Raw genomic sequence first — 867 nt, forward strand, 5'->3', positions numbered from 1 at the left:
GCCCAGGACAGGCCGACCAGCAGCGCGACATAGACCAGCATGAGGCGGCCGGTGCGCTTCAGCGAGAAGCCGACGGTGCGGGAATAGCCTTCCCTGCCGCCTTCGAGCATGCGGTTGAACCAGCCGAACACGCCCTTCTTCGCATGGCCGTGGCCGGCCGCGACGGGCTTGAGCAGGGTCGCGCACAGCGCCGGCGTCAGCGACAGCGCGAGGAAGGCGGAGAAGCCGATCGCGGCCACCATGGTCACCGAGAACTGGCGGTAGATGATGCCGACCGAGCCCGGGAAGAACGCCATCGGCACGAACACCGCCATCAGCACCAGCGTGATGCCGATGATGGCGCCTGATATCTGCGACATCGCCTTGCGCGTCGCCTCCTTCGGCGGCAGCCCCTCCTCGCTCATGATGCGCTCGACGTTCTCGACCACGACGATGGCGTCGTCGACGAGGATGCCGACCGCGAGCACCATGCCGAACATCGAGAGCATGTTGATGGAATAGCCGGCGAGCAGCAGCGTGGTGCAGGCGCCCAGAAGCGCCACCGGCACCACGATGGTCGGAATGATGGTGTAGCGGATGTTCTGGAGGAACAGGAACATCACCACGAACACCAGCACCACCGCTTCGACCAGCGTCGACAGCACCTTCTTGATCGAGGCCTCGACCACGGGCGTGATGTTGTAGGGGATCTCGTAGGAGATGTTGGCAGGGAAGAAGCGCGACAGCTCCTTCATCTTCGCTTCGACCGCGCTCGCGGTCGCCAGCGCATTGCCGGTCGGCGACATCAGCACGGAGAGGCCCGCGGTCGGCTTGCCGTCGAGGCGGGTGTTGAACTGGTAGCTGAGGCCGCCGACCTCGATGCGCGCG

Annotated in this window: 1 protein-coding gene; it reads right to left on the bottom strand. The window is 65.5% G+C overall.

The window, feature by feature from the left end:
- The coding region (locus tag AC1D00_RS43300; protein WP_477014952.1) for an efflux RND transporter permease subunit at positions 1 to 867 on the bottom strand (867 nt) is incomplete at both ends.

The sequence above is a fragment of the Bradyrhizobium sp. P2_E8 genome (assembly GCF_056403875.1).